The following is a 23,213-nucleotide window of genomic DNA, read 5'->3' as shown; positions in this document are numbered from 1 at the left end:
ATAGATACTGTCTTACACTGAGGCTATGAAGCCGATCCGAGCCGGGACCACCGAGAACATCTCCGTATCCATGCCCACCGAGCTGGTCAGCGAGCTCCGCTCGCGAACCGGCCGTCGCGGCCTGTCCAGCTACATCACCGAGGCTGTCAAGCACCAGCTCGCCATGGACGGGCTCGCCGAGATCGTCGCGGCCCATGAGGAGGAGCATGGCGCACTCACGGAGCAGGAGATCGAAGCCGCTCGTCACGAGCTGTTCGGAGACGAGAACGCCGGGGACGTCGAGCGGGGCGCTGCGTGAAGGAGCAGCCGGCCCGCTCACTTGTGCTCGACTCCGAGGCGCTCTCGCTGCTCCTACGCAACGACCGCGGTATGGCGGCTCGCATCGAGGCATCCCGGCAGGTCGGGGTTCCCGTTCTCGTGTCTGCGCTGACCGTCGTTGAAGCCGTACAGGGAGAGACGGATCTTGCGCGCTTGAAGTGGGTGCTCTCCCGGCTGCGGGTGGAACCGGTCAGCCAGGAGGACTCCCTGACCGCGGTGGCGTTGCTTCAGGACGCGGGCGGGCCGCACGGGCACAAGTACGCGATCGACGCCCTCGTCGCCGCGCTCGCGCTCCGCGTCCCGGCCCCCGTGATCGTCCTGACCTCCGACCGGGACGACTGGTCGAAGCTCTGCGGGAAGCGCGTGATCATCAGAGAGGTGTGAGCACCGCCGACTACTGGGTTCGCGAGTTCACTGGCACCAGTGGCAGGCCGCGTACCCGTGCGCCAAGGGCGATCGGGCCGACGTGCCCGGCGTGCACCGTCGCCCGGACGCGCACGAGGTCGTGGGCGTTGTCGGCGACGAACCCACCGGCGAATCCTGTCGTCACGGCGCCAGGAACACCCCGGGTCCCGGAGGTGGGGAACCGCCGATGCCGACGCCGCCCGTGACCCGCAGGAACTCCAGCTTCTCCGCATCGGCGGAACCCGCGGCCACCGTGTAGACGACGAGGCGGATGTCGCTGCCCGGAACGGTGAGGACGTCGCAGTCGCAGGTCACCTCGCCGACCTGTGGATGCACCACGGTCTTGCGGGCCGAGATGTGCGGACCGACCGCACCCGCGTCCCACAGCCGACTGAACTCCGCACTGGTGGAGCGCAGTTCCTCGACGAGGCCGGTGAGTGCCCGGTCGTCGGGGTAGTTGAGGAGAGCCGTGCGCAGATCGGCGACGAGGGCGGGTTTCAGGGCGTCGCCGTCCTGGATCACGGGCCGGGTCGCGAGCCCGGTCGGCCCGGTGGCGAAGACCGCCCGCACGAGGTTCCGCTCTGCCGGTGTCCGTGCGCCGGGTTCGCCGAGGAGCGCTGCCCACGCCGGGCTCCAGGACAGCAGGGTCCAGTCGGCGCTGAACACGCCCACAGGGAACTCCCCGAGGCGGGCCAGCATCCGTTGGACCCCGGCGGGGATGTGCGTGGAGATGGTTCCTTCCTGCGGAGGGAGGAGGCCGGCCAGCCGGTAGGCGTAATCGCGCTCCGGGGGCTGCAGCTGCAGCGCCCTGGCCAGGCTCGCGACGACCTGCGCCGAGGGGTTCGTGGCGCGCCCCTGCTCCAGCCGCACCACGTAGTCGACCGACAGCCCTGCGAGCTCGGCCAGTTCTTCGCGTCGCAGCCCTGCCGCACGTCGTCCGGGCCGCGAGGTGCGCCCGACGTCAACGGGAGAAAGCCGGTCGCGCCAGCGACGCAATGCTGCGCCAAGGGTCTCGTCCACCCGGCCATTGTGGTCCGCCCGAGGACCGCTGTGCCTGGTACTGGCCGTCCTACCGTCGCAGCGGGCACTGGTTGTCCGCTCGTCACGGGCCGAGAGTGAACGCATGACGACAACGTTCATCACCGGAGCCAACAAATCCCTCGGCTACGAGACCGCCCGCCGCTTGATCGAGGCCGGCCACACCGTCCTCGTCGGCGCCCGTGACCCGGAGCGCGGCCAGGCGGCGGCCGACGCACTCGGCGCCCGTTTCGTCCGGATCGACGTGACGGACGACGCGTCGGTGGCCGCGGCGGCCGACGACGTCAGGGCACGTGAGGGCGGCATCGACGTCCTCATCAACAACGCAGGTGTCCTCGGCACGCACAGCCCCGCCGACGAGATCACGGCCGCTGACGCCCGCGAGGTGTTCGAGGTCAACGTCGTGGGGATCGTCCGGGTCACGCACGCGTTCCTGCCCCTGCTGCGGACATCGGCGAACCCGGTCATCGTCAACGTGTCCAGCGGCATGGGGTCGTTCACGGCCACCCAGGACCCCGGGCGCATCGAGGGGCGGATCGTCGCGCCGCTCTACACGGCGTCGAAGGCCGCCGTGACCATGCTGACCACGCAGTACGCGAAGTCGTGGCCGGACGTGAAGGTGAACGCGGCCGACCCGGGCTACACCGCGACCGACTTCAACGGACACAGCGGCCCGCAGACGGTGACCGAGGGGACGGATGCCATCGTCGAACTGGCCACCGTCGGAGCGGACGGCCCGACGGGAACCTTCCGCGACCGGCACGGCGAGCTGGGCTGGTGATTCCACCCCGGACCGGGGCGGCCTCGCTCCACCACGACCGCCATGGGCGAGGCCGCGGCCGCGAGAGGGTTCGGCATGCCCCCGTCCTTGCGCACCGGCGCTCGGACGGGGGCCCCGGCTCACTCCTTCGGAGCCTCCGGCTCCTCCACGAAGTCGACGCGCTTGAACTGCTTGTTCATCGACTTGACCAGGAACCAGGTGGCCACGCCGAGGGCGGCGAAGACCACGAAGCCCAGCAGGCCGGGGGTCACCTTGGTCTCGTCGAGGGCGAGCTCGGCTGCGAGGTGGGTGAGGTTCACGGGGGCACTCATATCTCTATGGTGGCCCGGCTCACGGGGAGCCGGGCCATCGGGGGGTGGTTCAGTCGCGCGTGTCGGCGGCCTCGGCCGCCAGGCTGGGGGTGCGCAGGCCGGCGAACAGGTCGTCCTCCGGCAGGTCGACGTCGATCAGGGTGCGGGCGAGCTCGTAGTCCTCGGTCGGCCAGACCTCGCGCTGGACGTCGAGCGGGACGCGGAACCACGGCCCGTCCGGGTCGATCTGGGTGGCGTGCGCGATCAGCGCCCGGTCCCTGGTCTCGAACCAGTCGTCGCAGCGGACCCGGGTGGTGATCTCGCGCTCCTTGCGGCCGCTCTTCTCCCAGCCCGCGATCCACTCGCCGTACGGCGATTCGAGGCCGTGCTCGGTGAGGTAGGCGTGCAGGGCGCGGATCCGGCCCATCGGGAAGCCGTGGTTGTAGTAGAGCTTCAGCGGCTGCCACGGCTCGCCGGCGTCCGGGTAGGCGTCCGGGTCACCGGCGGCGTCGAAGGCCAGCATGGTGATCTTGTGGGTCATGATGTGGTCGGGGTGCGGGTAGCCGCCGTTCTCGTCGTAGGTCGTGATGACCTGCGGCTTGAACTCCCGGATCAGCCGGACCAGCGGCTCGGCGGCCTCCTCGACGCTCTTCAGCGCGAAGCAGCCCTCGGGCAGCGGGGGCAGCGGATCGCCCTCGGGCAGGCCCGAGTCGACGTAGCCCAGCCAGGCCTGCTCGACCCCGAGGATCTCGCGGGCCGCGTCCATCTCCTTCGCCCGGACCTCGTGGATGTTCTCCTCGATCTCCGGCTTGCCCTGCAGCTTCGGGTTGAGGACCGATCCGCGTTCTCCCCCGGTGCAGGTGGCCACCAGCACGTCCACCCCCTGGTCGACGTACATGGCCATGGTGGCCGCACCCTTGCTGGACTCGTCGTCCGGGTGGGCGTGCACCGCCATCAGTCGCAACTGCTCACTCAACGCGTGCGTTCCTTCCACAATGTCTGGGCCTCCCGCGAACCCGGTCTGCCCACCGTCTGAACTGCCCACCGTCCGACCGCCCACCGTCCGAGCTGATCGTCCGGTGGTCGCTCGGCTCGGGACGCGTCACCGCGGGACCGGCCGCCGCACGTCCGCGGCGCACCACCGCCGCACCGCCGACACGGCCGAGCCCCGCCCCCGCCGGACCGGCCGCGGGCGTGCCCCTCCTATAGTGACGGACTGGAGGAGCGTCGCATTCCCCCGCACCACCCGCGCGGCCCTCCCGGAGAGGACTGAGCCCATGAGTGAGCCCGCAGGCACCACCGCCCCGCCGCTGCCCGAAGGCCGCTACGGGCGGCAGAGCGACCGCGAGGCGGACCGCCGGCTCAAGCGGATCGGCGCGGTGTGCGGCGTGCTGGCCCTGGGCCTGGTGGCCTGGCTGGGCAGCTCGTACCTGATCCGCGAGACCACCATCAACGGCGCCGTGCCGTCCTTCGAGGCGGTCTCCGACGGCGAGCTTCAACTGCACCTGGCCGTGCGCAAGAGCGACGGCACGGCGGGCACCTGCACCGTCCGCTCGCAGGGCGAGGACGGCGCGGTGGTCGGGGTGGCCGACTTCCCCGTCCCGAAGGACGGGTCGAGCTACGACGCGGTGGTCAGCCTGCGCACCACCACCCGCGGCACCACCGCCGAGCTGCTGGGCTGCACGCCCGCCAAGTAGCGGTCCGGGCGCACGGGCCGGCGGACGGCCGGACGACTGCCTCCGGGCCGGCCGGGTATTCGGTGGCGATCGCGACCCGCCCGGGCGCATATTCGATCCGGTGAGCGGGAATCCCGAGGGGAAGCCCAGCACACCGGTCCTGTACACCTTGGCGCAATGCTGACGTCAATGGCGTGCCATCGACTCTCCCGCTCGTCGGTGAGAGTTGTTAGGCTCGTGGTTTCGCCCCTTCCGCACCAAGAGGTACGGGAGCGGGCGTTGCTTTGTAGTTACGACCGATATCACCACCACCACCCTGCTGACGACTCACACCCTCAGCACAGCCCCAGCACCTACGAGGAGCACCCGTGACCCAGACCAGCGAACACGTGACCTGGCTCACTCAGTCCGGCTACGACCAGCTCAAGGCCGAGCTGGAGCACCTGACCGGCCCCTGGCGCATCGAGATCGCCCAGAAGATCGAGGCGGCGCGCGAAGAGGGTGACCTCAAGGAGAACGCCGGCTACCACGCGGCCAAGGAGGAGCAGGGCAAGCAGGAGCTGCGGATCCGCCAGCTCACCCAGCTCCTGGAGCGCGCCAAGGTCGGCGAGGCCCCCGCGGACTCGGGTGTGGTGGCCCCGGGCATGGTCGTCACGGTCGCCTTCGACGGCGACGAGGACGACACCACGACCTTCCTGCTGGGCTCGCGCGAGATGGCCGGCAGCGACGACCTGGACGTGTACTCCCCGCAGTCGCCGCTGGGCCGCTCCATCGACGGCAAGAAGATCGGCGACGAGGCCACCTACGAGCTGCCGAACGGCAAGCGGGCATCGGTGACGATCACCGCGGTGAAGCCGCACAACGGCTGATCCGGCCGCCGGCCGGTCCGGACGCGCCGAGGGCGGCCGTGGAGGGTTCCACGGCCGCCCTTCCGCATGTCCGGGGCCCCGGCGCGGGCCCCGGCGCCCGGCCGACGGCGAAGCGGTCTTCAGCCGACGGCGGAGCGGGCCTCAGCCCACGGCGGAGCGGTACTTGCGCACCGAGAGCCAGGAGAAGACCGCGGTGATCACCAGCGACCAGAGCACCGACATCAGCGCCGCGTGCTGCATCGGCCAGGCGCTGTCCACCGGGCCTACCTGGTTGCCGAAGAGGTCCCGGCAGGCCTGCACGGTGGCACTGAACGGGTTCCAGTACGCGATCCCCTGCAGCCAGCCCGGCATCGAGCTGATCGGCACGAAGGCGTTGGAGATGAAGGTCAGCGGGAAGAGCCAGATCAGCCCGGCCGAGGTGGCCGCCTCGGGGCTGCGCACCGAGAGGCCGATCAGCGCGCCGATCCAGGAGAAGGCGTAGCCGAGCAGGAGCAGCAGCCCGAACGCGCCGAGCGCGCTCAGCACTCCCTCGTGGATCCGCCAGCCCACCGCCAGCGCCACCACGGCGAGCACCACCAGGGTGAACGCGGTCTGGCAGAGGTCCGCCAGGGTGCGGCCGACCAGCACCGCCGAGCGGGCCATCGGCAGCGAGCGGAACCGGTCCACCAGGCCCTTGGTCATGTCCTCCGCGATGCCCGCGGAGGCGCCGGCGGTCGCGAAGGTGACGGTCTGGGCGAAGATACCGGCCATCAGGAACTGGATGTAGGTGTCGGAGCTGGCCTGCGTCCCGGGGATCTGGATGGCCCCGCCCATGACGTACGAGAACAGCAGCACGAACATGACCGGCTGCATGAGCCCGAAGACCACGATCTCGGGTATCCGGGTCATCCGGCGCAGGTTGCGCTTGGCGACCACCCAGGAGTCGTGCAGGGTGGCGGCGGCGCCCCGGCGCTGCTGGGGCACCGCCCCGCCGATGGCGTGCTCGGTGGCGGTCGTCATGTCACAGCTCCTTGCCGGCCGGGACGGCCTGCTTGTCCGGGCCCCGGCCGTCCTCGCCGTCGCCGCCCTCGCCGGAGCGGCCCTTGCCGCGCCCGCTCCGGCCCTTGCCGCCCTTGCCCGCGCCGCCCTCCTCCTCGTCGGCCTCGGTGACGTGGCCGGTGAGCGAGAGGAAGACGTCGTCCAGGGTCGGCCGGCGCAGGCCGATGTCGTCGATCTCGATCGAGCGGGCGTCGAGTTCGCGCAGCGCGTCCGCGAGGACCCTGGCGCCGCCGCTGACCGGGACGGTGACCTTGCGGGTGTTCTTCTCCACGACCGGCTCGCCCAGGGCGTAGCCGGAGAGCGCGGCGACCGCCTCGGCGACCAGGTCGGCGCGGTGCACCACGACCTCGATCCGCTCGCCGCCGATCTGCGCCTTGAGCTGGTCGGCGGTGCCGCGCGCGATCACCCGGCCGTGGTCGACCACGGCGATGTCGTGGGCGAGGCGGTCGGCCTCCTCCAGGTACTGGGTGGTGAGCAGCAGCGTGGTGCCCTGCTCGACCAGGGTCTCGATGACCTCCCAGAGCGCGAGCCGGTTGCGCGGGTCGAGGCCGGTGGTCGGCTCGTCGAGGAACATCACCGGCGGGCGGACGACCAGCGCGGCGGCGAGGTCGAGCCGGCGCCGCATGCCGCCGGAGTAGGTCTTGGCGGTGCGGTCCTTCGCCTCGGCCAGGTTGAACCACTCCAGCAGCTCCAGTGCGCGCGCCTTCGCGGCGCGGGCGCTCATCTGGTAGAGCTCGCCGACCATCTGCAGGTTCTCGAACCCGGTGAGGTACTCGTCGACCGCGGCGTACTGGCCGGAGAGGCCGATCAGGCTGCGGACCTTGTTGGGGTGCTTCAGCACGTCGACGCCGGCGACCACCGCGTGGCCGGAGTCGGGACGGAGCAGGGTGGTGAGGACGCGCACGGTGGTGGTCTTGCCGGCTCCGTTCGGGCCGAGCAGCCCGAGCACCGTGCCCTCGGGGACGTCGAGGCTGACGCCGTCCAGGGCTCGTACGTCGCCGAAGGTCTTCACCAGGTTCTCGGCTTGGATGGCTGGCGCCATGGCCTGCCTCATCTCCTCGGAACGATATGAGCGATCCGTCCCACTCTGCCCCGAATTCGGGCACGCGGGCGACTCGGTTCTCCCGCAGGGCAACAGAACGCGATGTATCGCGAGCCTGACAGCACGCGATATATCGCGTCAAGGCTCACGGCTCCGCCAGAGTGACACGGACCACTGACAATCCGGGACGCCCCGCCCCGCCCGCGCCGCCCACCGCCACCGCCACCGCCACCGCCACCGCCACCGCCACGCCTAGCGCGAGACGACATACCCCGCGTCCCGCAGCTCGCCCAGCACCGCCGCGCAGTGCTCCGGCCCCTTCGTCTCCAGGTGGAGGTCCACCTCGACCTCGGTCAGCCCCAGCTGCGGGTCGGTCCGCACGTGCGCCACGTCCAGCACGTTGGCGTCCACCCTGGTCAGCACCCCGAGCAGGCCCGCCAGGGCACCGGGCCGGTCCGCCAGCCGGACCCGCAGCGACAGGTAGCGGCCGGCCGCCGCCAGGCCGTGCCGGAGCACCCGCTGCATCAGCTGCGGGTCGATGTTGCCGCCGGAGAGCACCGCCACCACCGGCCCCTCGAAGGAGTCCGGCTGCTCCAGCAGCGCCGCCAGCGGGGAGGCCCCGGCCGGCTCCACCACCAGCTTCAGCCGCTCCAGGCCCAGCAGCAGGGCCCGCGAGAGCGAGTCCTCGGAGACCGTCCGGATGCCGTCCGCCAGCGTGTTGACCACTTCGAACGGGATGTCCCCGGGCCGGCCGACCATGATCCCGTCCGCCATGGTGGCGAAGTGCTCCAGCGTCATCGGGCGCCCGGCCGCCAGCGAGGGCGGGTACGCGGCCGCGGCCGCCGCCTGCACCCCGATCACCCGGACGTCCGGCCGCAGCGGCTTGACCGCCGCCGCGATCCCGGCCAGCAGCCCGCCGCCGCCCACCCCGGCCAGGATGGTGCGCACCTCCGGGCACTGCTCCAGGATCTCCAGGCCGACGGTGGCCTGGCCGGTGACCACGTCCCAGTGGTCGAAGGGGTGGATGAACACCGCGCCGGTCGCGTCCGCGTACCGCTGCGCGGCCTGCAGCGCGTCGTCCACGGTGGCGCCGTGCAGCCGGACCTCGGCGCCGTACTCGCGGGTCGCCGCGACCTTGGGCAGCGGCGCGCCGAGCGGCATGAAGACCGTCGAGCGGACCCCGAGCAGCGCGGCCGCCAGCGCCACGCCCTGCGCGTGGTTGCCGGCGCTCGCCGCGACCACCCCGCCCGCCCGCTGCACCGGCGAGAGCCCCGCGATCCGCACGTACGCCCCGCGCAGCTTGAACGAGCCCGTGCGCTGGAGGTTCTCGCACTTCAGGTGGACCGGCGCGCCGATCAGCGCGGAAAGGTGCCGGCTGCCCTCCATCGGCGTCACCCGGGCGACCCCGGCGAGCATCTTCTGGGCGCCGCGGACATCGTCGATGGTGATCGGCCAGCTGTGCATGGAGCCAGCGTAGGGCGTTGCGGACCACCGATCCGGCATGCCGGGCCTGTTCCCGGGCCGGGCCCGCCCGCGTACGCTGCTGGTCCTGAGCCTCCCTCACCGCACGACGATCGTGAGCCGCGATGACGACGACCTCGCCCCAGGCCACCGACCGAACCGACCCCCTGCACGCCCAACTCCAGTACCAGCTGGCGGTGTTCTCCCGACGCATGGAACAGGTCCGCAGCTCCGACGCGGTGGGTGCGCTGGACCGGGCCGCCTACCTGCTGCTCGACCGGCTGGAACGGCACGGACCCGCCAACGTCAAGGCCCTGGCCGACGCACTCGGCGTCGACTCCTCCACCGTCACCCGGCAGGTCGCCCCGCTGGTCGCGGCCGGGCTGGTCGGCCGGGTGCAGGACCCCGCCGACCGCCGCGCCGTCCGGCTGGCGCTGACCCCGCTCGGCGCCCGGCGGCTGGCCGAGGTCCGGGCCGGGCGGGCCGAGCTGGCCCGCCGGCTGGTGGCCGACTGGCCCCCCGAGGAACAGCACGCGTTCTGCGCCCTGCTGGCCCGCTTCAACCACTCCATGGAGTCGTACGCGGCGGGCCGGCAGGGCGCCTGACCACGGGCGGTCCGACTAGCCGAGCGCCTGCGCGAGGTCGGCCAGCAGGTCGTCGATCGACTCGATGCCGACCGAGACGCGCACCAGGTCGGCGGGCACCTCCAGCGCGGAGCCCGCCACCGACGCGTGGGTCATCCGGCCCGGGTGCTCGATCAGCGACTCGACGCCGCCCAGCGACTCGCCGAGGGTGAAGAGCTGCGCCCGGTTGCAGACCTCGACCGCCGCCTCCTCGCCGCCGTTGACGCGGAACGAGACCATGCCGCCGAAGGCCTTCATCTGCTTGGCGGCGATGTCGTGGCCGGGGTGCTCGGGCAGGCCCGGGTAGAGCACCTGGCTCACCTTCGGGTGGCCGGCCAGCAGCTCGGCGACCTTCTCCGCGTTGGAGCTGTGCCGGTCCATCCGGACGCCGAGGGTCTTGATGCCGCGCAGCACCAGCCAGGCGTCGAACGGGCCGGAGACGGCGCCCATCGCGTTCTGGTGGTACGCGACCTCCTCGCCGAGGCCGGCGTCGGCGAGCACCAGGGCGCCGCCGACGACGTCCGAGTGGCCGCCCATGTACTTGGTGGTGGAGTGCACGACCGCGTCCGCGCCGAGCGCGATCGGCTGCTGCAGGTACGGGCTGGCGAAGGTGTTGTCGACGACCAGCAGCGCGCCCGCGCCGTGGGCGATCTCGGCGAGCGCGGTCAGGTCGGTGATGCCCAGCAGCGGGTTGGACGGGGTCTCCACCCAGACGGCGCGGGTGTTGGGGCGCAGCGCCGCGCGGACGGTCGAGAGGTCCTGGGTGTTGGCGACGGAGAACTCGACGCCCCAGCGGGTGAGCACCTTGGCGAAGAGCCGGAAGGTGCCGCCGTAGGCGTCGTTGGGGATGACGATGTGGTCGCCCGGCTTGAGGATCGTGCGCAGCAGGGTGTCCTCGGCGGCCAGGCCGGAGGCGAAGGCGAGCCCGCGCGCGCCGCCCTCCAGCGCCGCGAGGCACTCCTCCAGCGCGGTCCGGGTCGGGTTGGCGCTGCGGCTGTACTCGTAACCGCCCCGCAGGCCGCCCACCCCGTCCTGCTTGTAGGTGGACACCTGGTAGATCGGCGTGACGACGGCCCCGGTCTGGGGGTCTGCTTCCTGACCCGCGTGGATGGCGAGAGTCTCGAAGCCCTGGGGAAGCTGGTGCTCGGTCATGACTCCGAGCGTAGTGGGCGAGTGCCGACAACCCGCCCCGAACCGGGAGCCGGGGTGAAACCGCCGGTGCCGGCCGGGTCGGGCGGGTCCGAATCATGATGCGCCGGCCGACACCGGCCGCTAACATCTGCACCTGTCGCACACATGTTCACCATGCAACAACCGCGCGCCGGTCGCCGTCGCGCCCCGGGGGAGGATCACGCATGGGCGCGCGCCAGCACCCTATCGGCATGAGCACGTCAGGCCGGGCCGTCATGGCCGTGGCCATGCTCGCCGGCTTCTACCTGCTCGCCCTCGGCATCGTCGCGGGCCTGCTCGCCTTCGACATCGGCCTGTACCGCAGCATGGGCGGACTCCACCTCGGCGTGCTCAAGCTCTGGGCGCTGAGCGCGGCCGTCGGCTACCCGGTCGTCCGGGTGGTCTTCCTGACGCGGCACCGGGCGGCGGACGACGAACTGCCCGGCGTGCTCGTCACCCGCGAGCAGCAGCCCGCCCTCTGGGGCCTGGTCGACCGGATCGCCGAGCGGACCGCCCTCCGCGGACCGGCCGAGATCCGGCTCGTCCCCGAGGTCAACGCGGGCGTGCTGGAGGAGACGAGGCTGCTCGGGCTGATCCCCGGCAAACGGCACCTGGTGATCGGCGTCCCGCTGCTGCTGGGGCTCACCGAGGGCGAGCTGGAGGCCGTCCTGGCCCACGAGTTCGGCCACTACAGCAACCGGGACGTCCGGCTGGCCGGTGTCACGCTCGCCGGGCGCCGCGCCCTGCTGCACACCATCGGCGGCTTCCACGCGCGGGCCGACCAACACCGGGCCGAGGAGGCCGCCAAGCTCGCCGCCAAGGCCGAGAAGCGGCTCGCCAAGGGCAGGAAGCCCTCCTCCGAGGAGGCCGGCGGCGGCATCGACCGGATGCTCGCCGGGCTCTTCACCCTCTACGCCAAGCTGTACTTCCGGGTCTCCGAGGCCGTCGGCCGGCGTCAGGAGTACGCCGCCGACCTGGTCGCCGCCCACCTGGCCGGCCGGGACGCCACCGCCTCCGCGCTGCGCAAGGTGCCGGTGCTGGACTCCGCGCAGGACTTCTACCTGGGCAGCTTCGCCACCATCGGCTGGGAGGCCGGCCTGCTCCCGCCGGTCGGCCAGGTCTACGGCGGGCTCGCCCACCTGCTGAGCGACCCGAAGCGCCGGCAGGAGCTCGCCGAGTACGCGCTCGACCTGCCCGAGCACGCGCCCGACCCGTACGACTCGCACCCGCCGATCGCACGCCGGGTCGCCGCCGTCGAGGCACTGCCCGAGGACGGCCGCGGCCCCGGCGCCGCGGGGCCCGCGCTCGCCCTGCTGCGCGAACCCGAGCGGGTGCTGGCCGAGCTGGAGGTCGTCACGCTGGCCCCCGAGGCGGCCGGCAAGGAGCGGGTCGAGTGGTCCGAGCTGGTCCGGCGGGCGATGGCGGCCCACGCCCGCGAGTCGGCCGGCCCGGCCTGCGACGCGCTCACCGCACTCGGCCTCCCGCCCACCGTCCACGGCCTGCTCGACGCCCTCGACGCCGGCCGCGCCCAGGAGTTCACCGACCGGCTGCCGAGGAGCGAGCAGGCCGCCGCCGCCACCGGCCGGGCCGCCCTCGACGCCGCCCGCCCGCTCCTGCGCGGGGAGCTGGGCCGCGTCACCGTCCTCGCCCTGGTCGAGTCCGGCCGGGCGGCGTGGGAGCTGTCCTGGTCCGGCCCCGCCGAGCTCCGGCTGCCGGACGGGTTCGCGGACGCCTTCGAGGCCGCCCTCGACGCCGCCTGCGCGGACGAGCCGGACACCGCCCCGCTGCGCGCCCTGCTCGCCGCCGGCCCGGTCACCGCCTGACGCCGGTCACCGCCCGGCGCACCCCCGTGGACACACCGCGGACGCACCGCGGACGGCCGCTCCAGGAATCCCGGGGCGGCCGTCCGCGTTCAAGCCTGCGCCACCTTTCCCGACCAGCTGGAGCAGGCCGTGCTGTTCAACCGCCACAAGACCTCGCTCGTCCCCGCCGACCAGGCGCTGCCCGGCCGGGAGGCGCCGGGCTTCGCGCTGCGCGAGCCGCACACCGTGCTCGGCCACCCGCTCACCGGCCCGTACCCGGAGGGGCTGGAGGTGGCCGACTTCGGGCTCGGCTGCTTCTGGGGCGCCGAGCGCACGTTCTGGCGGCTGCCGGGCGTCTGGACGACGCTGGTCGGCTACCAGGGCGGCTACACCCCGCACCCGACGTACGACGAGGTGTGCAGCGGCCTGACCGGCCACACCGAGGCGGTCCGGGTGGTCTTCGACCCGGCGGTGCTCCCGTACGAGCGGCTGCTGAAGACCTTCTGGGAGGCGCACGACCCGACCCAGGGCAACCGGCAGGGCAACGACGTCGGCACCCAGTACCGCTCCGCCGTCTACACCCACTCGCCGGCCCAGGCGGCGGCCGCGACCGCCACCCGGGACGCCTTCCAGCCCGCCCTGACCGCGATCGGCCTGGGCCCGGTCACCACCGAGATCGCCCCGGCCGGGCCGTTCTACCCGGCCGAGCCGTACCACCAGCAGTACCTGTCCGAGGCCAAGAACCCGAACGGGTACTGCGGCCTCGGCGGCACCGGCGCGAGCTGCCCGATCGGCGTCGCCCGCACCGAGGGCTGAGGCCCCTGCACCGGGCCGGGCTACTGCGGCCCGGCCCGGTGCACTTCGTGCATGAAGCAGCCGAACTGCAGCGCCCGGACGTGCACCACCGCCACCTCCGGGTCGGCCAGCAGCGCGGCGGCGGCCGCCTCGGCGGTCTCCGGGGTGACGGGCACGCCGCCCAGGATGTGCCCGCGCGGGTCGTAGGCGCGCAGCACCCGGTCGCCGGTGTGGAACGCGGCCGGCCACTGCGCCCCCGTACCGGAGCACGGGCCGTCGTGCAGGAAGACCGGGCCCACCTCGTCGTACGGGCCCGGGTCGGCCCCGGTGGCGGCGGCCCAGCGGCGCAGCGGGGCGTAGCCGACCAGGGCGATCCGCTCGCCGGGCAGCGCCCGGGCGAGGCAGCAGCGCAGCGGGGCGCCACCGGCCTCGTCGACCGAGCGGACCGGCGGGCGCCCGGCGTCGTCGCTGACGAGCAGGGCCCGGTGGACGGCCGGGTCGATCGGTCGGACGGTGGTGGCGGGCGCGGTGGTTGTCGTCATGCCTCCACCCTGCCGCCCCGACCACGGCCGGTCCGGCGGGTTTGCGACCTCGCGTTCGGCGGCCCACCCGGCCCGGGGCCGCCCCGCTCCCGTCAGTGCGGGGTCGAGGTCGGGGCCGGGATGTGGGGGGTGAGGTTCGCGCCGCCGTCGGCGGCCAGGACCTTCCCCGCGGCGTCGTAGGCCGTGAGCCACACGCCCGGCCAGGACGGCTTCGGCCCCTCCGTCCGGGGCGGCAGCACTGCGTAGTACGCCGTCCAGCCGGTCATTCCCGGGGCGGCGACCACGGTGGCGGTGACCTCGGCGTCGCCCTGCCGCGCGGTGATCCGGGTGGGGGCCGGGCCCAGGTAGAAGCCGGTCAGGACGGTCCGCGCCGGGGTGCCGGCGGCCTGGCCGTAGATGGCGGGCGTGTTGTGGGCGACGTTGTCGGAGGTGGTGTCGCGCCAGCCGAAGGCGGTGTCCCAGCTGCCGTCGGGCGCGCGCTCCTCGTCGCACTTGGCCGTCGCGGTGACCCGGATCCGGAAGCCGTCGATGATGTCGAGCGCCTCGCCCGCGGCCACCTGCCGGACCGGGGAGACCGGCGGCCCCGTGGGGGTGGGTACGGGGGCCGCCGTCGCCCCGGTGGACGGCGTCAGGGCCGCCCCCGCCGCGCCGGCCATCCCGCCGGCCTGCCGGGCGCTGCCCGCGGTCACGGCGGTGGCGCCGCAGACCAGGGCCACGGCCAGGGCGGCCGCGGCCGCCCCGGTGGTCCGCCGGGCCCGGCGGCGGCGGGCCCGGGCGATGATCGGGCCGGGGGCCGCCCCGGCCTGCTCCCAGTGATTCGGGTCCTCCCCGTTGTCGTCCTTGAGCAGATCGCCGAGCCGCTGTTCGAAGCTCATACCGTGACCTCGATGTTCCTCGGGTTCAGACCCGCCGGACCGCCCTCGCGGTCGGCGAGTTCGGGCCGTGCGCGCAGCTTCGTCAGCGCCCGGTGGAGCGTGCTCTTGACCGTGCCGGGGGCGATGCCCAGTTCCGCGGCGATCGCGGCCTCGGTCAGGTCCCCGTAGAAGCGCAGCACCACGACCGTCCGCTCCCGCCGGGTGAGGGTGGCCAGCGCCTGGTGCAGCAGGGCCTGCTGGGCCTGCCGTTCGGCGAGGTCCTCGCGGCCGGGCCGCTCGGGGGTGTGTTCGGTCGGCAGCTCGCGGTTGCGCAGCCGCCGCCACCAGTCGCGGTGCTGGTTGACGACGATCCGCCGGACGTACGCGGTCGGGTCGTCGGCGGTGATCCGGTGCCAGTGCAGGTAGGCGCGCTCCAGCGCGGACTGCACGATGTCCCGGGCCCGGTGCGGATCGCCGGTCAACAGCTCGGCCAACCTGATGAGTTGACGGCTGTTACCGGCGACGAACGCACTGAATTCGGCGTCCAGTCGCTGTCTCTGCTCGCGTTTCACACCCACCCGACTCCTCGGGCGGGTGAGAAGGTTCGGTCCGCCCGGGAAGAATTTTCCGGATGAGCGGGATCAGAGCGCGCTGCCGGCCTTCCAGGCGGCCCAGCCCAGGTTCCAGCCGTTCAACCCGTTGGACGGTTCGACGGTCTTGTCGCCGGAGTTCACGACCTCGACGACGTCGCCGATCATCGAGCTCTTGTAGAACTTGTAGCCGTCGGTGCTCTGGTCCTGGGCACCCTTGGCGTCCTTCAGGCCGACGCAGCCGTGGCTGGTGTTCTGGCTGCCGAAGATCGACGAGGGCGACCAGTAGTTGCCGTGGATGAAGGTGCCGGAGGTGGTGAGCCGCTGGGCGTGCGGCACGTCGGAGATGTCGTACTCGCTGCCGAGGCCGACGGTCTGCGAGTTCATCCGGGTCTGCTGGAACTGCTCGGAGATGACCATCTTCCCGCCCCAGGTGCGGTACTCGGGCGAGCCGCCGGAGATCGCGTAGACGGCGCTGACCTGGCCGTCGGTGGTCACGGTGAGCTTCTTGGCGGCGAGGTCGGCGACGCTGGTCTGGGCGCGGCCGACGGTGAAGCGGACGTCCTTCGACTGGGTGCCGTAGACGCCCTTGGCCCCCTGGACGTCCTTGAGCCGGAGCTTGACGGTGACCTTGGTGCCCTTGGCCCAGTACTCCTGCGGCCGGAAGTCGAGACGGGTGCTGGAGAACCAGTGCCCGACGATCTCGACGCCCGGCTCGGCTATGACGGTGATCGCCTGCTGGACGGCCTTGCGGTCGGTGACCGGCTTGCTGAAGTTGATCGAGACCGGCATGCCGACACCGACGGTGGAGCCGTCCTCCGGGGTGAAGTACCCGACGAAGGTGTTGGCCGGAGTCGCCGTGGTGAAGGTGGCGTTGGCGTCCGCCTCCAGGTTGTCCTTGTCGGTGGCCGAGGCGGTCACCGTGTACTTGGTGCCGCTCGCCGGGGCCGCGGCCGACACCCAGGTGGTGGCGTCCGCGGAGAGCTCGCCGGCCAGCGCCTTGCCGGCGGCGTCGGTGACCTTGACCGAGCCCAGGGTGCCGCCGGCGACGCTGACCCTGACCGGGTCGCTGAAGCTGGCGGAGGCGGCGCCGTCGGCGGGGGTGACGGTGATGACGGCGACCGAGGTCTTCGGCGGGCTGCTCGCGGCGGCGCTCGTGCTGCCCGCGGTGCTGCCCGGCACAGTGCCGTTCCCGGCGCCCGCGCCGCCGCCCGGGGAGGACTGGCCGGCCGCGCTGCCGCTCGTGTCGTCGTTGCAGGCCGCCAGGAGCAGGACCGGGGCCCCGATCAGCCCGGCCAGCACGCCGCGCCGGCTCCAGTTGCTTCCGGTGGCCCGGCCCTGACCGTCGCGTGCCGTCACGTCGCGTTCTCCCTGCTGATCATCCCGGGCATTACGGATACTGAAACGCAAACTGCCCCTTCACGGTTCCATCACCGACGGGAATCGATCGTATGAGAAGACTCAACTTCCCACCAAATATGGACAAAGAGCCCGGCCTGCGGGCAGCAGACCGGGCCCTCACCAACCGTGACGGCGGTGGACGGCGGAGCCGTGACTACTCGGCGGGCTCCTCCACCGTGTACTCGTCCCAGCCCTCGCCCTCGGGGTCGAACTCGGTCTGCGCGGACTCCCACGTCGCCGAGGCGAGCTCCACGCCCGGGACGTCGCCGAGCAGCGCGACCGGGTCGATGAAGTGGGCGAGCGAACCCGACGGGTCGACCTCGATGGCCTCCACGGACTGGGCGCGCTCGTCGTCGTCGAGGTACTCGTCCTCGGTCACCTGCTGGAGGGCGGCCGCCTTGAGCGCCCCCTCGTCGGTGATCTCGGCGATGAGCTCGATGCTGAGCCGGACGTAGCGCGGGGCGTCCTGGCCGGTGGTTTCAATGCTGGTCATGCGTGCGAGCGTACGGGAAACGGACGCCGGAAGGGCCGGCCCCTCCGGAGAGGAACCGGCCCACCGTCTCCGCCGGGGCTCCCCCACCCGGGAGCCGCGGAGACGCGCCGAGCGGCGCGTTGGTCGCCGCGGGAGCCGCCGCACCCTGTCGACCGGCCGGAGCCGGGCAGGGGCGGGACGACGACGTCTCCCGCGGTTGGACCCCTCCTGCCCGTCACCGGGCGGGGAGGGAGGACACGGCCGGCCGCGTCAGGGCCTGCCGGCGTGTCCGGAGACGACCGCCGCCGCCGGGGAGCCGCTCCCGGTCGGTTGCTGTCGTCGTCCTCGGCGTCTTGCCGTTGACACCACCATGACGGACGGTTGTTAAGCGCGTGCTGCGTGCAGGTGACGCCGGTGTACCACTTCGCGCGTGGACGAAGCGCGGGCCGCTCCGGGCCGGTTCCCGCCCGCCCGCCGGCCGGGGACGGCGGCTCGGCGACCCGGCCGGACGGCCGGACGGCCGGGTCGCCAGGGCGTCAGTGCGCGGCGCGGCCGGCCAGGAAGCCCAGCAGGTCCTGGCGGGTGACGATGCCCTGCGGCTTGCCCTCCACCAGCACCACCGCGGCGTCGGCCTTCTCCAGGACCGTCATCAGGTTGGTGACGGTCTCACCCGAGCCGACCACCGGCAGCGGCTTGGACATCACCTTGTCCAGCGTGTCGGCCAGCTGGATCTCGTTCGCGAAGACGCCCTCCAGCAGCAGCTTCTCCGCCACCGAGCCGATCACCTCGCCGGCCATGATGTCGGGGTGCCCGGCGCCCGGGGAGACCACCGGCATCTGCGAGACGCCGTACTCGCGCAGCACCCGCACCGCCTCGGCGACGGTCTCGTTCGGGTGCATGTGGACGAACTGCGGGATGCCCTCGTGCTCGATGGCGTCCTTGCGGGCCAGCACCTCGCCGATGTGCGCCTCGTCGGTGGCCGAGGGCAGGAAGCCGTAGTCGGCCATCCAGTCGTCGTTGAAGATCTTCGACAGGTAGCCGCGGCCGCCGTCCGGCAGCAGCACCACGACGACGTCGTCCGGGCCGAGCTTCTTGGCGACCTCCAGCGCGGCGACGACCGCCATCCCGCAGGAGCCGCCGACCAGCAGGCCCTCCTCCTTGGCGAGGCGGCGGGTCATCTGGAACGAGTCCTTGTCGGAGACGGCGACGATCTCGTCCGCCACGCCGCGGTCGTAGGCGGTCGGCCAGAAGTCCTCGCCGACGCCCTCCACCAGGTACGGCCGGCCGGTGCCGCCCGAGTAGACCGAACCCTCGGGGTCGGCTCCGACGACCTTGACCCTGCCGCCGGAGGCCTCCTTCAGGTAGTTGCCGGTGCCGGAGATGGTGCCGCCGGTGCCGACGCCGGCCACGAAGTGGGTGATCCGCCCGTCGGTCTGCTCCCACAGCTCCGGGCCGGTGGAGTAGTAGTGCGAGGCCGGATTGTCCGGGTTGGAGTACTGGTCCGGCTTCCAGGCGTTCGGCGTCTCACGGACCAGCCGGTCCGAGACGTTGTAGTAGGAGTCCGGGTGCTCCGGGGCGACGGCGGTCGGACAGACGACCACCTCGGCGCCGTACGCGCGCAGCGTGTTGATCTTGTCGGTGGACACCTTGTCCGGACAGACGAAGATGCACTTGTAGCCCTTCTGCTGGGCCACGATCGCCAGGCCGACACCGGTGTTGCCGGAGGTCGGCTCGACGATGGTGCCACCGGGCTTCAGCGCGCCCGAGGCCTCGGCGGCCTCGATCATGCGCATCGCGATCCGGTCCTTGACCGAGCCGCCCGGGTTGAAGTACTCGACCTTCGCCAGCACTGTCGCGCTGATGCCCTCGGTGACCTTGTTCAGCTTGACCAGTGGCGTGTTGCCGACCAGGTCGATGATCGAGTTGTGGTACCGCACGGGGGTCCTCCCGGTCTGTGGGCATGCGAGTGCTTTCGGTACTGCAAAGCCTAGGCCGTGCCACCGGCCCCAGCCCGCGCTTGTGCCCACCCCGCCCCCGCACCCCCGCCGGGCCCCCGCGGGCCGCCCCCGGCCCCACCGCCGCGCCACGGATGGCCCACCCCCGTCGTAGCGCGCCGCCAACACGGGTAGGAGGGGTGTACAGGTGCGCTGGAGAGGCCCCGCCGGGGGCGGCAACGAGGACGCGAAGGGGGCAGCGGATGCCAGGGGCACAGGAGTCGCGGGCCCGGGTGGCCCGCCGGATCGCCACCGCGGCGGCGTACGGCGGCGGGGGGCTCGGCCTGCTGGGGGTCGGCGTGGTGGGCCTGCTGCTGACCGAGAGCAAACTCGCCGTCCAGGCCATCGGCATCCTGGACGGCGACCCGCCCAAGGCGGACGGCGTCTACGGGGAGGCCTTCGCCGACGGCGCCGACCCCCAGCCGCCCCTGGTGCTGGCCTTCCTCGGCGACTCCACCGCCGCCGGGCTCGGCGTGCTGCGGGCCCGCGACACCCCGGGCGCCCTGCTCGCGGCGGGCCTGGCCTCGGTGGCCGAGCGGCCGGTCCGGCTGGTCAACGTGGCCCGCTCGGGCGGGCGCTCCGGGGACCTCTCCGGCCAGCTGGAGCTGGCACTGCCGCACCACCCCGACATCGCCGTCGTCATGATCGGCGCCAATGACGTGACCCGGCACAGCCCCGCCCAGCTCGCGGTGCGCCAGCTCGGCGAGGCCGTCGCGGCGCTGCGCGCCAACGGCTGCGAGGTGGTGGTCGGCACCTGCCCGGACCTCGGCACCATCAAGCCGGTCCGCCCACCGCTGCGCTGGGTGGCCCGGCGGCTGAGCCGACAGCTCGCGGCCGCCCAGACCATCGCGGTGGTGGAGGCGGGCGGCCGGACGGTGTCGCTGGGCTCGCTGCTCGGGCCGGAGTTCGCGGCGCGGCCGGAGATGTTCGCCGCCGACCGCTACCACCCGTCCGCCCAGGGCTACGCGACGGCGGCGATGGCCGTCCTGCCCTCGCTCTGCGCCGCGCTCGGCCTCTGGCCGGAGGAGGAGCACCCGGCCGGAGCCGTGGCGGGCGAGGCGGTGCTGCCGGTGGCGGTGGCCGCGGCGGCCGCGGCCGGCCGGGCGGGCACCGAGGTGGCGGCCGTCGGCGCCGAGGGCGCGGCCCGGCGCTGGGCGCTGCTGCGCCACCGGCTGCGGGTCGGCCTGCCGGGCGGATGGGTGGTGGAGGACGCGGTGCCGGGCACCGCGCCGGATGCCTCGCCGGGTGGCGGGACGGCCGGCGGGAACACGTCGGCCAGCTCACACGCCGGGGCGGGTGACGGCTGAGCTACCAGGCGGTAACTTTCCTCCCGGACGTCCGTGTCCGCCCGCCCCCTCGCGGGCCGGACGGCCGCCCGGGCGCCCCAGCCCGCAGGACAGTCCGAAGGTACTCAGCGAGGAGCCCGCCATGCCCGAAGCCGTCATCGTCAGCGCCGCCCGTTCGCCGATCGGCCGCGCATTCAAGGGCTCGCTCAAGGACGTCCGCCCGGACGACCTGACCGCGCACATCATCGGCGCCGCGCTGGCCAAGGTGCCCCAGCTCGACCCGCGCGAGATCGACGACCTGATGCTGGGCTGCGGCCTCCCCGGCGGCGAGCAGGGCCACAACCTGGCCCGCATCGTGGCCGTCCAGATGGGCATGGACTACCTGCCCGGCGCCACCATCACCCGCTACTGCTCCTCCTCGCTGCAGACCACGCGGATGGCACTGCATGCGATCCGGGCGGGCGAGGGCGACGTCTTCATCTCGGCCGGTGTGGAGACCGTCTCGCGCAGCGTCAACGGCACCTCGGACGGCATGCCGGGCACCACGAACCCGCTGTTCGACGCCGCCCAGGCCCGCACCGCCAAGCGCGCCGAGGAGGGCGGCGGCGAGTGGCACGACCCGCGCGAGGACGCGCTGCTGCCCGACGCCTACATCGCGATGGGCCAGACCGCAGAGAACCTGGCCGCGCTCAAGGGCATCACCCGCGCCGAGCAGGACGAGTTCGGCGTCCGCTCGCAGAACCTCGCCGAGGCCGCCATCAAGTCCGGCTTCTGGGAGCGCGAGATCACCCCGGTCACGCTGCCGGACGGCACCGTGGTCAGCACCGACGACGGCCCGCGGGCCGGCGTCACCGTCGAGGGCGTCTCCGGCCTGAAGCCGGTGTTCCGCCCGGACGGCACGGTGACCGCCGGTAACTGCTGCCCGCTGAACGACGGCGCCGCCGCGCTGGTCATCATGTCCGACACCAAGGCCCGCGAGCTGGGCATCACCCCGCTCGCCCGGGTGGTCTCCACCGGCGTCAGCGCCCTCTCCCCCGAGATCATGGGCTACGGCCCGGTCGAGGCCTCGAAGCAGGCCCTCAAGCGCGCCGGGCTGTCGATCGGCGACATCGACCTGGTCGAGATCAACGAGGCCTTCGCCGCCCAGGTCATCCCGTCCTACCGCGACCTGGGCGTCGACCTGGACCGGCTGAACGTCAACGGCGGCGCCATCGCGGTCGGCCACCCCTTCGGCATGACCGGCGCGCGGATCACCACCACCCTGATCAACTCGCTCCAGTGGCACGACAAGCAGTTCGGCCTGGAGACCATGTGCGTCGGCGGCGGCCAGGGCATGGCGATGGTCATCGAGCGCCTCAGCTGACCCGCGGACCCGGCCGGTGCCCGCACGGACACCGGCCGGCCGTCAACCCCGGGAGGTCCAGACCACCCGTTTGGAGTGACCCTCCGTAATTGAGGGCCGGATCACACCGCGAGGTCGATCCGGCCCCTTTTTCTTTCGATTCCGGACCGGAAATCGACGGTGCGGAGCGGATCAACTCCGCTGCGTAGAACGGTGTTACCTAACAATTTGGGGACAAGAGCGAAAGTCACGGACAAATTAGACATTCGCCACTGCGGTAACAGCCCCACATGCGGCAGTGTGGAGAGGTAACCCCGTTCCGCTCCTCCCTAGGAGTACGTTCCGTGAGCGTCGTCTACACCATCCTGCTGCTGATCCTGATCACCCTGTCGACCGTTGTGCTGGTCCACCTCCGGGGGCTCTCCCGCCGGCTGGACGCACAGGCCGCGGCCGCGACCGCACCGGTCGACGAAGCCGCGATACGCCTGGCCGTCACCGAAGCACTCGCCGCCGACCGCGAGCGCGAGATCACCGAGGCCCGCGCCTTCTGGGCCGAGCAGGAGGCCCGCGCGGCCGAGGACGCGCCACTGTTCGACTCTCCCTTCGCGAGCGTGCTCGGCTCCACCGACGAGTGGCCGCTCTTCTTCCCCCGGCCGACCGGTCCGCAGGACGCCGCCGACAACGCGGGCACCATGGACCCGGAGTTCGGCGAGGCGCTGCGCTCCGCGCTGGAGGACCTGATCAACGACGGCGGCACCCCGCCCGCCGGGACCGGCCCCGAGGGCGGCGCCCCGCTGCGCCCCGGCCACCCGGCCGGTCACCCGGGCAGCCACCCGGCCGCCGAGGCCGGCGGCGACGCGCGGGCCCGGCGTGAGGCCGACCTGGTGGCCACCGGCCTGGACGCAGGGCTGCTGGACACCGAGCCGCTCGTCGAGGAGGCCCCCGCGGCCGCCCCCGACCCGCGCCGCCACCCCTCGCACCCCGACTTCGTGCCCAGCCAGGCGCCGTCCCGCGAGTGGACCGACACCCGGCTGACCGCCCTCGCCGAGAACTGCGTGGCCCTGGTGGACGTCCGCCCCGGCCCGCTGGGCACCCTGGACGTGTACGGCTTCGCCGACGGCACCACGCTCTGCGTCGCCCCCGGCGACCGCGAGGCCGCGTACCGGCTGATCGACGCCGTCCGGGCCGGCGAGGACGTCCGGCTGCTCGGCGGCTCGCGGTTCTCCGGCTCGTACTCGCTGACCTTCTCCACCGACGAGGACGCCGTCTACGTGCTCGCCGACCGGGTGGTCGCCAGCATCTGAGCGACCGCGCCGCACGGGCGCGCAGAAGGCGGCAGGCGTACGAGGGCCGGCCGGATCAAGGGGTTACCGATCCGGCCGGCCCTCGGCGTTCCCGCGCCCGCCCCGGGGCTGCCGCCCATC

24 protein-coding genes are annotated in these 23,213 nt (G+C 73.0%); 11 read left to right on the top strand and 13 right to left on the bottom strand.

The features are described from left to right. The first annotated feature begins 25 nt into the window (after positions 1-25). Positions 26-298, top strand: a complete 273-nt coding sequence (locus OH807_RS24620; RefSeq protein WP_406202577.1) for a hypothetical protein — start codon at positions 26-28, stop codon at positions 296-298. Then, positions 295-702 carry a type II toxin-antitoxin system VapC family toxin gene (locus OH807_RS24615; protein WP_406202575.1) on the top strand — a complete coding sequence of 136 codons (408 nt, stop codon included), beginning with the start codon at positions 295-297 and terminating at the stop codon, positions 700-702. Before OH807_RS24620 ends, OH807_RS24615 begins: the two co-directional genes overlap by 4 nt. Before the next feature lie 162 nt (positions 703-864). Here the strand turns inward: OH807_RS24615 and OH807_RS24610 are convergent, their stop codons facing one another. After that, the gene (locus tag OH807_RS24610; protein ID WP_406202573.1) at positions 865-1,743 is read right to left on the bottom strand and encodes a helix-turn-helix transcriptional regulator; all 879 of its coding nucleotides are present in this window, start codon (positions 1,741-1,743) and stop codon (positions 865-867) included. Between the two features lie 103 nt (positions 1,744-1,846). Here OH807_RS24610 and OH807_RS24605 point away from each other — a divergent pair, with 103 nt between their 5' ends. After that, positions 1,847-2,542 (top strand): SDR family NAD(P)-dependent oxidoreductase, encoded by a 696-nt coding sequence (locus OH807_RS24605; protein ID WP_406202571.1) that lies wholly within the window; start codon positions 1,847-1,849, stop codon positions 2,540-2,542. A 119-nt stretch (positions 2,543-2,661) separates the two neighbouring features. On the opposite strand, the gene OH807_RS24600 is transcribed toward OH807_RS24605, so the two are convergent. After that, positions 2,662-2,853 (bottom strand): hypothetical protein, encoded by a 192-nt coding sequence (locus tag OH807_RS24600; protein ID WP_329489368.1) that lies wholly within the window; start codon positions 2,851-2,853, stop codon positions 2,662-2,664. Between the two features lie 49 nt (positions 2,854-2,902). Beyond that, positions 2,903-3,808 carry a mycothiol conjugate amidase Mca gene (gene mca / locus OH807_RS24595; RefSeq protein ID WP_406202569.1) on the bottom strand — a complete coding sequence of 302 codons (906 nt, stop codon included), beginning with the start codon at positions 3,806-3,808 and terminating at the stop codon, positions 2,903-2,905. A 301-nt stretch (positions 3,809-4,109) separates the two neighbouring features. On the opposite strand from mca, the gene OH807_RS24590 reads away from it, so the two are divergent. Together OH807_RS24590 and greA are read left to right on the top strand one after the other, a co-directional pair. Further along, complete coding sequence (locus OH807_RS24590; protein ID WP_406202567.1) at positions 4,110-4,529, top strand: DUF4307 domain-containing protein; 420 nt, start codon at positions 4,110-4,112, stop codon at positions 4,527-4,529. Positions 4,530-4,876: 347 nt separating this feature from the next. Then, positions 4,877-5,377: a transcription elongation factor GreA gene (gene greA / locus OH807_RS24585; RefSeq protein ID WP_406202565.1), complete on the top strand. Its 501-nt coding sequence runs from the start codon at positions 4,877-4,879 to the stop codon at positions 5,375-5,377. Between the two features lie 141 nt (positions 5,378-5,518). On the opposite strand, the gene OH807_RS24580 is transcribed toward greA, so the two are convergent. From OH807_RS24580 to ilvA, 3 genes are all read right to left on the bottom strand, one after another. Continuing rightward, on the bottom strand, positions 5,519-6,376 hold the full coding sequence (locus OH807_RS24580; protein WP_406202563.1) for an ABC transporter permease: 858 nt from the start codon (positions 6,374-6,376) through the stop codon (positions 5,519-5,521). Position 6,377: 1 nt separating this feature from the next. After that, a complete protein-coding gene (locus tag OH807_RS24575) occupies positions 6,378-7,457 on the bottom strand; it encodes an ATP-binding cassette domain-containing protein (protein WP_406202561.1) in 1,080 nt (359 codons plus the stop codon). 252 nt (positions 7,458-7,709) lie between these two features. Continuing rightward, positions 7,710-8,921, bottom strand: coding sequence for a threonine ammonia-lyase (gene ilvA, locus OH807_RS24570; RefSeq protein ID WP_406202559.1), 1,212 nt, complete (start codon positions 8,919-8,921; stop codon positions 7,710-7,712). A gap of 122 nt (positions 8,922-9,043) precedes the next feature. Here ilvA and OH807_RS24565 point away from each other — a divergent pair, with 122 nt between their 5' ends. Continuing rightward, positions 9,044-9,523, top strand: a complete 480-nt coding sequence (locus OH807_RS24565; RefSeq protein ID WP_406202557.1) for a MarR family winged helix-turn-helix transcriptional regulator — start codon at positions 9,044-9,046, stop codon at positions 9,521-9,523. Positions 9,524-9,538: 15 nt separating this feature from the next. On the opposite strand, the gene OH807_RS24560 is transcribed toward OH807_RS24565, so the two are convergent. After that, positions 9,539-10,693, bottom strand: coding sequence for a cystathionine gamma-synthase (locus OH807_RS24560; protein WP_406202555.1), 1,155 nt, complete (start codon positions 10,691-10,693; stop codon positions 9,539-9,541). Between the two features lie 230 nt (positions 10,694-10,923). Here OH807_RS24560 and OH807_RS24555 point away from each other — a divergent pair, with 230 nt between their 5' ends. Next, positions 10,924-12,534 carry a M48 family metalloprotease gene (locus OH807_RS24555; RefSeq protein WP_406202553.1) on the top strand — a complete coding sequence of 537 codons (1,611 nt, stop codon included), beginning with the start codon at positions 10,924-10,926 and terminating at the stop codon, positions 12,532-12,534. A gap of 129 nt (positions 12,535-12,663) precedes the next feature. Beyond that, on the top strand, positions 12,664-13,329 hold the full coding sequence (gene msrA / locus OH807_RS24550) for a peptide-methionine (S)-S-oxide reductase MsrA (protein WP_406202551.1): 666 nt from the start codon (positions 12,664-12,666) through the stop codon (positions 13,327-13,329). 20 nt (positions 13,330-13,349) lie between these two features. On the opposite strand, the gene OH807_RS24545 is transcribed toward msrA, so the two are convergent. The 6 genes from OH807_RS24545 to OH807_RS24520 form a co-directional block, all read right to left on the bottom strand. Continuing rightward, positions 13,350-13,850 carry a DUF1203 domain-containing protein gene (locus OH807_RS24545; protein WP_406202549.1) on the bottom strand — a complete coding sequence of 167 codons (501 nt, stop codon included), beginning with the start codon at positions 13,848-13,850 and terminating at the stop codon, positions 13,350-13,352. A 92-nt stretch (positions 13,851-13,942) separates the two neighbouring features. Next, positions 13,943-14,725 (bottom strand): hypothetical protein, encoded by a 783-nt coding sequence (locus OH807_RS24540; RefSeq protein WP_406202547.1) that lies wholly within the window; start codon positions 14,723-14,725, stop codon positions 13,943-13,945. Beyond that, the gene (locus OH807_RS24535) at positions 14,722-15,276 is read right to left on the bottom strand and encodes a SigE family RNA polymerase sigma factor (protein WP_406202545.1); all 555 of its coding nucleotides are present in this window, start codon (positions 15,274-15,276) and stop codon (positions 14,722-14,724) included. Before OH807_RS24535 ends, OH807_RS24540 begins: the two co-directional genes overlap by 4 nt. 69 nt (positions 15,277-15,345) lie before the next feature. Further along, complete coding sequence (locus OH807_RS24530) at positions 15,346-16,653, bottom strand: Ig-like domain-containing protein (protein ID WP_406202543.1); 1,308 nt, start codon at positions 16,651-16,653, stop codon at positions 15,346-15,348. Positions 16,654-16,849: 196 nt separating this feature from the next. After that, complete coding sequence (locus OH807_RS24525) at positions 16,850-17,188, bottom strand: hypothetical protein (RefSeq protein WP_406202541.1); 339 nt, start codon at positions 17,186-17,188, stop codon at positions 16,850-16,852. A 515-nt stretch (positions 17,189-17,703) separates the two neighbouring features. Then, a complete protein-coding gene (locus OH807_RS24520) occupies positions 17,704-19,104 on the bottom strand; it encodes a cystathionine beta-synthase (protein ID WP_406202539.1) in 1,401 nt (466 codons plus the stop codon). A 260-nt stretch (positions 19,105-19,364) separates the two neighbouring features. On the opposite strand from OH807_RS24520, the gene OH807_RS24515 reads away from it, so the two are divergent. From OH807_RS24515 to OH807_RS24505, 3 genes are all read left to right on the top strand, one after another. Continuing rightward, positions 19,365-20,468 carry an SGNH/GDSL hydrolase family protein gene (locus OH807_RS24515; RefSeq protein ID WP_406202537.1) on the top strand — a complete coding sequence of 368 codons (1,104 nt, stop codon included), beginning with the start codon at positions 19,365-19,367 and terminating at the stop codon, positions 20,466-20,468. Between the two features lie 121 nt (positions 20,469-20,589). Beyond that, positions 20,590-21,810 carry an acetyl-CoA C-acetyltransferase gene (locus tag OH807_RS24510; protein WP_406202535.1) on the top strand — a complete coding sequence of 407 codons (1,221 nt, stop codon included), beginning with the start codon at positions 20,590-20,592 and terminating at the stop codon, positions 21,808-21,810. Between the two features lie 323 nt (positions 21,811-22,133). After that, the gene (locus tag OH807_RS24505; RefSeq protein ID WP_406202533.1) at positions 22,134-23,093 is read left to right on the top strand and encodes a hypothetical protein; all 960 of its coding nucleotides are present in this window, start codon (positions 22,134-22,136) and stop codon (positions 23,091-23,093) included. Positions 23,094-23,213 lie beyond the last annotated feature (120 nt).

Source organism: Kitasatospora sp. NBC_01560, from assembly GCF_045208415.1.
In the GTDB taxonomy this organism is placed as follows: Bacteria; Actinomycetota; Actinomycetes; order Streptomycetales; family Streptomycetaceae; genus Kitasatospora.
The sequence above is the reverse complement of the archived record's forward strand: the minus strand, read 5'-3'. Positions and strand labels throughout refer to the sequence as shown.